Source organism: Armatimonadota bacterium (assembly GCA_020354555.1).
Classification (GTDB): Bacteria; Armatimonadota; Hebobacteria.
This window is the reverse complement of sequence record CP070648.1, coordinates 3,409,845-3,419,156: the sequence shown is the minus strand read 5'-3', so window position 1 is coordinate 3,419,156 and position 9,312 is coordinate 3,409,845. Positions and strand designations below refer to the sequence as shown.

The window sequence follows — 9,312 nt, the reverse complement described above, 5'->3', positions numbered from 1 at the left end:
CATCCGTCCGGTTGTGGGCGTCGTGCGCCACGATGTAGTCGTCGCTGATCGCGAACATGCGGTCAATGAGGCTGCCGCAGCGGTCAGCAGCCGCCACGGCGGCGTCGTAGTCGCCCGTCGGGCCCTGCTGCATGGTGCGGAAGGCTTCAAGATACCGCAGGCCCAGATTAACCATCTCGACGCGCTTGCGGATCATGTCGTCGTCCGCGGCAGCCGAGGCTTCGTCAAGCGCGGCGCGACATTCGCGCACGATCTCTGAGGTCCAGATAGCGGGAACGTCCTGGAGGCCCTTGCTGCCCCACGTGGTGTGCGGAGAGGTCGGCGCAAAGGCGCGCCCTAGGGCCCGATAGTAGCGGCGCATGTGCGCCGCCGCAGCGCCGAAAAACTTGTCGCACATCTCGTCCAGAATTGCCTCCGGATCCTCGTCCGGATTCCACATCAGGCGGGCGAGCATGTAGAAGTTCGGAAAGGTTGTCGCCCAGGACTGGTGCGTTTCGAACGAAAAGCCCTTGATGCCGAGGTCGCGGTACGCCTTCATCGAGCGGCCGTGCGCGCCGTAGAGGGGGCACGGCAGCTCGGCATAGCCGGGGATCGGATCGTACTCGTAGATGTAGACGTGCTCGGCCATGTCGGTCCAGGCATCGAGGATTTCGCGCAGCTCCTGCCGGCTCTCGCACTGCTTGTCCGCCACGGAATGGATGGGGCAGAACACGCTCGTTGTCACGACCGGCATCACGCCGGGGTGCACCTTCCCGCGCTTCGGCGGCAGCGTGTGGTTGATGTAGGCGTAGATGGCCACGCGCTTGCCTGGGTGCTCCTTCCACACCCCTTCCGCGACCGCGTTCCAGAACACCATGAGACGGTCGGTGACATTGGGCTTGCCCTCGAGATGCGGGTCCATCTCGACATCGAGCGCCGTGCAACGCGGGCACTCGCAAAAGCTGGAGTTGTCGTCCGGGCACAGCGAATAGGAGATGTACTCCGGGTTCTCGTTGAAGTAGCGATTGGCCACCTCGGTCGCGATGCGCACGACATCCGGGTTCATGGTACAGAGCTGGCTGATGCGACGCTCGCCGCGGACGAGCGCGTAGTATTCGGGGTGTTTCTCAAAGTATATGTCCGGGCGCACCGTGCCCGCGAAGTTGTGGCCGTGGCTGAATGGGAGCCAGCCCACCTTGTTGTGCCGCTGCCAGTCGGCGAGGCGCGCACCGCCCTCGGGTGTCGCGGCGCCCCATGCATACCACATCTGCCGTGACTCGAAGGCCGGGCTCTCGACGATGTCGCACTCGGCGGCGACGATCGTCTCCGCCTGCGGCACGACCTCCCCGATCTCCCCAGGCATGAACCAGCGGCAGCCGAACTCCTCCAGCAAGTCGCAGACAGCGTATGCGACGCCATTCTCGTCCGCGCCCACGAGGTACAGATTCGCTCCTGCGGTCTTGCGCGCGAAGGCGTGCGGGCCGAGTGCGACCTCGAACGGCAACCCGGCGAAATCAGCCGCCGCGCCGACGAAGATCGCTCCCGACGACGGCGCCTGCGCGGGCGCGACGACATCAAGCTTCGCTCCGCTGATGCGCTCGACGTAGAGCTGCAGTTCCTCGGCGGGCGCTTGCGCGGCTTCGCCAACGGCGACGATTTGCGCGACGGCTTTTCCCTCGCGCACCAAGGTCACATCGGCGCAAGCGATGGCTCCCGTCAACAACAACATCACCGCGCAGATCGAAATTGCCCTCATCGGTTCCCTCCTTCGGTGACTGCCCGAGGCGGCGCGTGCCGTTCGACGGGCGCGACGATCGTCTCCAGCATCCGTTCCGCTCGCGCCTGACGCCAGATTGCCGACGACGCTTCGCGCGCCTCTTCGCCCTTCGCGGCAAAGATGACAATCCTGGGCTGCGCTTCGTCGAACAGGTTGTTCTTCGTGAACCGCCAGGCAACATCGCGACGAGCATCGGGGTGCAGGCCTCCGCGCTCGTCCTTCCAGAAGTACACGTTAAACTCGCCGGGCACCACGCCCATGGCGCCGATCGCGGTGCCCGACTTCCCATCCCTCCACGCGGCGAAGGGCCGGTAGTAGCCCGGCACGTCCGGCCCTGCGACCTCCGCCTCGAAATCGGGCAGCAGGTAGTGGAAGTACGCCGGGCACTCCCAGGGTTGTTCGTCGTCGCTGCGCACCCACTCCCGCCGCGCCGTGAACCACGGACGGCCGCGCACCCACAGGAGCGAATACCCGCAGGCAAACGCCCGCGGCGCGTCGAGCCGCTCGCCGGGCTGGTCGTGACGGCCAATGACTCCGTCGGCATTGCGCCCCCGATGCCCCAGGGTCGCGCGTATGTGCACCACCGGGCCGAACTCGCGTACCTCGCACGTTTCCAGCTGGGGCTGCACCCAGCGGTCCTCGGGCGTGCGCTGCCAGATCAGAGGCACAAGACGTCCCACGCGCTCATCGTCCACGAACAGCGCCGCCGCCGCCGCCTCCCCCTCCCCACCCGGTGAAATCGTAACGAATCCGTCCTGGCCCGTGCCAGTGCTCGTCGGATCACCGTCGTTCGATGTGGAATGAAGAAAGATCGCTGCCGCCGCATGCGCCGGGAGTTCGGGCAGCGTCAACAGCACCCCGCCGGTCTCGGAGTCGGGCCAGCAAGGGAGCCACCCGGCTTCCGGCGTCCAGGCTCGCCTCAAGCCGCTCAAGCCGCGGCCGGATGCCTGCACCAGCGCTGTGCTAAGATCCACGTCCGTCGGATTGGCGACTACAATGGGCACGCGGTCGCCGGCGATTCCTTCCGCCCAGGGCAGACCCGCCACGTACCAGGCCGCGTGCGCTTCATTGTCGGTGCGATCGCCCTCCGCGAGCGCGGCGTCGGGATCCACGACGCACTGCACGAGGTGCGCTCCCGGCGATGCGGGAAGATCAAGCGCGACGTCAACCTCCGACTCCGCGGGGACCGCGACTTCGATGTCCCGCTGCGTGCCATCAACCCAGATGCGCACAGTCGCCTCCGCATCCGCAGGCCCGTTGTTGCGGACGCGCAATCGCGGCGGCGTGCCTGAGAACATCGGCCGCAAGTCGGCGACGCGACCCGCATGGAGCGAATACACGAGCCGGTTCACACGCCGTGCGGTTTGGGTCAGTTCAGCGTAGGGCTCGTCTCTTTCGTTGACCAGGCCGTAGTTCGTGTCCTCGGGGAAAGTGGAGGAGATGCCGAGCGCCGGCTCGTCCACCCACATGAAGTAGTCGGAGCCGACGAGATAGGGAGTGCGGAAAAGGAGTTCCTGGAAGATGCCCCAGGCGGCGGCGCGCTGCTGCTGCGTGTCGAATCGCTGTCCGGCGCCGTGCTCACAGGGGAGCCCGCTGTCGAGCGCGGGGAAGCTCCACTCGGTAATCATGAGCGGCCGCTGCGCCGCCCTGTGCCACCGGCGCAGATCCTCTTCGAAGCCGATGATGACGCCTCGATTGAGATCGGCCTGGCGGTAGCAGTTGACGCTGACGATGTCGCAGTGCCGGCCCGCGACATCCCAGATATCGGGGGCCTGCCCGGCGAAACGACACCCCAGGACGAGGTGATTCGGATCGAACTCCCGGATGGCTTCGGCGCACGCGGAGAAGTAACGCTCGGCGATAAGGCGGACGAATGCCATCTTGTCCGCTCGCGCGGCTTCGCCGTCCTCTCCGATCGGCCGTCGCCGCCCGAGGAGAGACTCGAAGCCGCGCACGTGGACTCCCCACGCGTGGTTGAAGGCTCCCACATCCCCGTCGTATCTATCGCGCAGGAAATCAACGAGCGCGATCTTCGCCGTGTGGTCCGCCGGTTTCTTAAACGCCTCGTCGGCCAGGCCCCAGGGGCGATACGACTTGCCGTACCATTCCAACTCGTTGTCCAGGAAGTAGCCGATGAGCCACGGATCGTCTTTCGCCGCGGCGCAGCGCTGGCGGGCTTGCTTGCGGCAGTGCTCCTTCCATTTCGGGCTGAAGACGTTGGGGAAGCCGGTCCAATGCACTTGCGGGCAGATGTCGTCGTGGGCGGCGAAGCTCGTGCCGAAGCCGAGCAGGTCAATGTGCGCCAGGCCGCGGTGGCGGAGAGACGTCGAATGGTTGGCAGCCACCGTATTGAAGCCCCACGACTTCAGCCGCGCCAGCGTGCTGTCAGCCCAGGCCTCCTCGCTGCCGTACTGCTCGACCATGTTGCGGTGATAGGGAGCGTATCCCAGGGCCTCGCACCAGTGGACGTTGTAGTTCGCGTGATCGGTGCCCAGGATATAGAATGCGCGCCCCTCGGGGTCAAACAGCCACCAGCGGCCGTCTCGTTCCGCGATGCGGAAGAAGCCGGTCGCTTCGCCGTGCAGCCCGCTCCAGGCACGCACCTCCACCGACGGCACGGCTTTATCTTGCGCGGGTGGTTCCCTCGTTTTGCTCACCTCCAACCGGAAATCGTCGAAGCGGGAACCGAAGCCGCCGCTGTCGAGGCCGGCGTATCCCGCGCCTACCGATCGCGGGTTGTCCAGGCGATAGGCGATGCGGCTGACGGTCCGGCCGTTCGCGTCGGTAACGGTTCCCTCGATCCTGTCTCCGGTCAGCCGCAGCCGGAGCCGATAGAACTGACCATATTGCCACGGGAAGTCCCAGCCAGTGCGCTCGATGGCCGTGAGCTTGGTCTCAGCGGCGGCTTCGGACAGCCACCTCCCGTCGTAGGATTCCACCAACTCGACGAAATGCCGCGCGCCGTCCGCATCCGGGCTTTCCACGAGAGCGAGATGCCAGAAGTTCCCGTCGTCCTCGAACACGACGAGGCCCGCGATCTTCCATTGGTCGGTGGTCGTCCCGGCGATGGCAAGGGTCACCTCGATGTCCTGCTCAATCGCGAAAGGGGCCGCGGAGTAGATCGCGAAGCTGCGTCCCGGGCTGACACACTCGAAAGCCCCGTCGCGCATCTCCCACATCACCGAATCGCTCGCCCACACCGGCTCGCCCGTCGCGAGGTCGGGATACGAGGCGAAGTCGTCCTGGAACGCGGCCGCATCCCCAGCGCCCCACGTACATACCAGCGCGAGGGCCCACAACACCATCGCTCGCCACATGCTCAGGCCTCCTCACGGCGCTTCGACGGCACCGACGGTGCGAACCATCCAGGGAAACCGCAGACGAGGTTTTGTCCGCTCAGAAATCCCTGAGGCGCGCGGCGGAGAGGGCGCGCAGATGGCACACGTCGTTCATGCTCGTCACGACCCACGTGTCCGGCAGTCGTTCGATGCGATTGATGCATGCGGTATCCTGGCGGATCTGCCAGAAGTGGGAATCATCCAACCCGAGCACCGCGCAGAGCAACACCTTCGTCACCACGCGGTGAGACACGGCCGCCACCGCCTGGCCGACGTGTCGGGCGGCGATATCCTCAATCGCCGCCAGCGCGCGCCGACGCACGACGGGCAAGCTCTCGCCGCCCGGGAACGTCACGCTGCCGGGATCGCGCTCCCATCGAGCAAACACGTCGGGCCATGTCGCACGGACCTCGGTCAGCGGCTTGCCCTCCCACTCGCCGAAGTGGAGATCGGTGAGCCGCTCCTCGATCTGAGTCTCGACGCCGTGCGCCGAGGCGATCGGTTGGGCCGTGAGCGCCGCGCGCTGCAGCGGGCTTGAATAGACTGCGCTGACCGCGTCATTAGTCAACGCCTGAGCCACAGCGTGCGCCTGCCGCCGGCCTTGTTCGTCCAGCGGCACGTCGGCGCGGCCGCGGAATACCTCCTCCACGTTCCATGCCGTCTGGCCGTGGCGAATCAGATAGACGACCGTGCGGTCACTATCGGGCATTCCTCCACCTTCATCTCGCATCATGTTGCGGCAATTCGGTGTTGGCGCGGCCCGGTGCGGGCCGGGCGTTCACCTCACGAGCACCGAGGCCGGCCGACAGAGGCGGCCGGCCTCGTTATCCTCAACTCCGTTGCGCGGCGACCGCTATCCCTTCTGCGCCTCTTCCCCCTTCAACGTCACCTTGTCGATCTTGGCGCCGCCGGTAAGCTTGGGCAGTGCGTCGCGAAACTCGACGTGTCGCGGCGCCTTGTATACCGCGAGGTTGTCGCGGCAGTACTGTATGACATCCTCCGCGGTGAGTGTTTCTCCCGCAGCCGGCACGATGAACGCCTTGACCGCCTCTCCGCTGTAGTCGTCCGGCACGCCGATCACCGCCGCCTCGACGATCTTCGGATGCTTGTACAGGAGTTCCTCCACCTCGCGCGGATAGACGTTGAAACCGCTCATGTTGACCATTTCCTTCTTGCGGTCAACGATGGAGTGGTACCCGTCCTCTTCTATCCGCGCCATGTCGCCGGTGTGGAACCAGCCGCTGGTGAACGCCTCGCGCGTGGCGTCTTCCTTATTCAGGTAGCCAGCGAACACATTTGGCCCGCGCACCACCAACTCACCGACCTCCCCCGGCGCTACTTCGTTGTCGTCGTCGTCGAACGCCTTGGTCTGAACGCCGGGGATCGGGTACCCGATGGAGCCCGCGCGGTTGGCCGGCGCCGCGCCATTGCTGCACACCACGGGCGAGCACTCCGTGAGGCCGTAGCCTTCCGTGATCATGATGCCGTGACGAGCCTCGAACCGCTCGAGGACGGGCACGGGCAGCGCGGCCGCACCGGAGTGCATGATGCGGACGGCGTCGAGATCGAACTTGCGGTCGGTCTCGATCGCGCTCATCGCGACGTACATCGGCGGCGCGCCGTAGAACACCGTGACCCGGTATTTCTCCAGCAAATCCAGCACGAGCGCGGGATCGAAACGCTCGACAAGCACCGTCGGATAGCCCAATTGCATCGCGCTGCCCAGGCCGACGTTGAGGCAGTAGATGTGGAAGATGGGCAGCACGAGCATCGAGATGTCGTCATCGGTTTGCGCGAATCGCTCGAGGTCAATAACGGCCTGCGCGTTGGAGATGAAATTGCGGTGGGTCAGCATTGCGCCCTTCGGCGTTCCCGTGCTGCCGCCGGTGTAACAGACGACGGCAACGTCGTCTTCGTCGCAATCCACCTGCGGCCGCCTCGAAGATCCGCCCTCCAACACCGCGTCGAACGAACGCGTGTTGGGCGGCGTCGCGCCCGTCACGAACACATCACGCAGGGTCGGTATGCGCCCGCGGATTGATTCCCACACCGGGTAGACCGCGTCCTGGACGATCGCTGCCTTGACCTCGGAGTCCGTGGCCATGAACTCCACTTCGCCCGCCTTGTACATCGCGTTGAGCGATATCATCACCCCGCCCGCCCGCACAACACCGTAGTACGCGTAGACGAACTCGGGCCGATTGCCGGTGTGCACGGCGACGCGGTCGCCTTTTTCGATGCCGGCGGCGATCAGCGCATTGGCGACCTTATTGACACGATCGTCCACCTCGGCGAATGTGATGACTTGATCTTTGAAGTAGATTGCAGGCCGGTCCGCCTTGCGGTCGAGATGCCGCTCTGTCAGTTCCCCGAGAAGCATATGCCTCACCTCCGTAACGAAGCTTGTTCCCCACTTGTCGTACTGCCTGATTCTGACCCCGGAGCAGCCAATCCTCTGCCCGGGCCTCGGTCATCAACGAGGAGATCGTACTCGCGGATCTCTGATCGTGCGGCGCGGCGCCCGTTACATCTCGAAGCGCTCGCCGAGGTAGAACTTCCGGGCCACCGGGTCGGAGAGCAATTCGCTCGACGTGCCCTGCGTGAGGATGCGCCCCTGGTAGATGATGTAGCTCCGGTCCGTCACCGCGAGAGTGTCGCGCACGCTGTGATCGGTGAGCAAGATTCCGATCCCGCGCGCCTTGAGCGATCCGAGGATATCCCGGATGTCGTCAATCGCGATGGGGTCTATGCCGGTGAAGGGCTCGTCGAGCAGGATGAATGTCGGATCCGTGGCCAGCGCCCGCGCGATCTCGACCCGGCGCCGTTCCCCGCCGGACAGAACGTACGCCATGCTGTTGCGCAGGTCGGCGATGTGAAGCTCGTCGAGCAGCCGGTTGATGCGATCCTCGCGCTCTCCGTGAGGGGTCGCCTGCATCTCGAGCACCGCCCGCAGGTTGTCTTCCACGGACAGCTTGCGAAAGATTGACGGCTCCTGCGACAGATAGCCGATACCCATGCGCGCGCGGCGGTACATCGGAACCCGCCCGATGTCGCGCCCGTCCAGGCGCACGCCGCCGCCATCAGGCCGCACCAAGCCAACTACCATGTAGAACGTCGTCGTCTTGCCGGCCCCGTTCGGCACAAGCAGCCCGACGATCTCGCCCGGCTTCACCTCCAAGCTCACCCCGTCCACCACGCGGCGCCGCCGGTAGATCTTTACCAGCTCTTCGGTGACCAGCTTTATATCGGCTTTGGCCATGCCAGTGTCTGCGTCTGCGGGGAAGCCCAGGCGTCTACGGCGAGCGACGACCCGCGCGGACGGTGGTCGCTCACTTCGCCTCGCCGGGCGCGGACTCGGGCTGCGCCGGCACCGCCTCCGTAAAGACCAGTTCCGCCGGGCGGATACGCAACCGGCCCTCGTCTATCCAGAACGTGATCTCGTCTGCCGTCATCTTGACCTCGCGCTGGCTCGCCGGCTCCTTGAGGTCAGCAGTGACGTGCCCGGCAAGTTGCACGGTGCGCTCCGCGGCGTTGTACGCGGCGCGGTCGGCACTCGCCTTCATCAGTCGCTCGACGCCTTCCGCGCTCGTGTAATGGAAGTCCATCGTGACGTCGCCCCGGGCCTCAGCCGTCTCGACGGTGTTGCCCTCGCCAAGGCGGGCCTGAATCTCCCGGCTGGCAATCGTCCCCTCGTTGGTCGCCAGCTTCGCCCCGCCGCTCAGCAGCAGGGTGTTGTTCGCCGAATCCAGTTCCGCCACGGCTCCGGTTGCGACTACTTTGCGCTGCTGCATGTGAGGCTGCTTCTCGCCCGCGCCGTACGTGGGAGAGGTCAACAGCACCCCCGCCACCAAGAGCGCCGCCCCTAGGACCGACACCGCCATGCGGACCGCTTGTCTCACGCTTACCCTCGCCATCACGACACCTTGTGCTTCCATTCACGGGCCTATTTCGCCTTGAACGGCTCCACGGCCTGCATCTTGACGCCCCCTTCCAAACGCACCCGCTTCAGAGCCAGATCGCTCCGCAGGCGAGGCCCGGTCAGCACGAAATCGCCTCGAACGTATTTCACGTTGCCGCTCGCGTAGACCTCTTCCTCATCCGCCTTCCATTCCACCTTGTCGGCACGCAGCGATGTCCGGGTGACGCGCGATCGCGCAACGACCCCTCCCTCGAGTACCACTCGGCGCTCGCCCATATCGGCAACCACCGTGGGCGCCT

Annotated in this window: 7 protein-coding genes; all 7 read right to left on the bottom strand. The window is 65.6% G+C overall.

The genetic code is table 11. From position 1 onward, the window contains the following. A partial coding sequence (locus JSV65_14010) for a DUF4838 domain-containing protein (GenBank protein ID UCH33669.1) occupies positions 1 to 1,735 on the bottom strand: 1,735 nt, incomplete at its 3' end. Further along, positions 1,732 to 5,073, bottom strand: coding sequence for a hypothetical protein (locus tag JSV65_14005; GenBank protein UCH33668.1), 3,342 nt, complete (start codon positions 5,071 to 5,073; stop codon positions 1,732 to 1,734). The genes JSV65_14010 and JSV65_14005, both read right to left, overlap by 4 nt. A gap of 79 nt (positions 5,074 to 5,152) precedes the next feature. Next, complete coding sequence (locus tag JSV65_14000; GenBank protein ID UCH33667.1) at positions 5,153 to 5,803, bottom strand: histidine phosphatase family protein; 651 nt, start codon at positions 5,801 to 5,803, stop codon at positions 5,153 to 5,155. A gap of 144 nt (positions 5,804 to 5,947) precedes the next feature. After that, complete coding sequence (locus JSV65_13995; protein ID UCH33666.1) at positions 5,948 to 7,474, bottom strand: long-chain fatty acid--CoA ligase; 1,527 nt, start codon at positions 7,472 to 7,474, stop codon at positions 5,948 to 5,950. Between the two features lie 144 nt (positions 7,475 to 7,618). After that, complete coding sequence (gene lptB, locus JSV65_13990; GenBank protein UCH33665.1) at positions 7,619 to 8,353, bottom strand: LPS export ABC transporter ATP-binding protein; 735 nt, start codon at positions 8,351 to 8,353, stop codon at positions 7,619 to 7,621. A gap of 70 nt (positions 8,354 to 8,423) precedes the next feature. Further along, positions 8,424 to 8,993: a hypothetical protein gene (locus JSV65_13985; protein UCH33664.1), complete on the bottom strand. Its 570-nt coding sequence runs from the start codon at positions 8,991 to 8,993 to the stop codon at positions 8,424 to 8,426. Positions 8,994 to 9,037: 44 nt separating this feature from the next. Further along, positions 9,038 to 9,312, bottom strand: a 275-nt coding sequence (gene lptC, locus JSV65_13980) for an LPS export ABC transporter periplasmic protein LptC (protein UCH33663.1), incomplete at its 5' end; no start/stop codon positions are given.

Bases quoted from the DNA above. Each gene is read 5' to 3' on its own strand.
- JSV65_14005 (UCH33668.1), bottom strand. From the start codon at position 5,073: ATGTGGCGAGCGATGGTGTTGTGGGCCCTCGCGCTGGTATGTACGTGG.
- JSV65_14000 (UCH33667.1), bottom strand. From the start codon at position 5,803: ATGCCCGATAGTGACCGCACGGTCGTCTATCTGATTCGCCACGGCCAG.
- JSV65_13995 (UCH33666.1), bottom strand. From the start codon at position 7,474: ATGCTTCTCGGGGAACTGACAGAGCGGCATCTCGACCGCAAGGCGGAC.
- lptB (UCH33665.1), bottom strand. From the start codon at position 8,353: ATGGCCAAAGCCGATATAAAGCTGGTCACCGAAGAGCTGGTAAAGATC.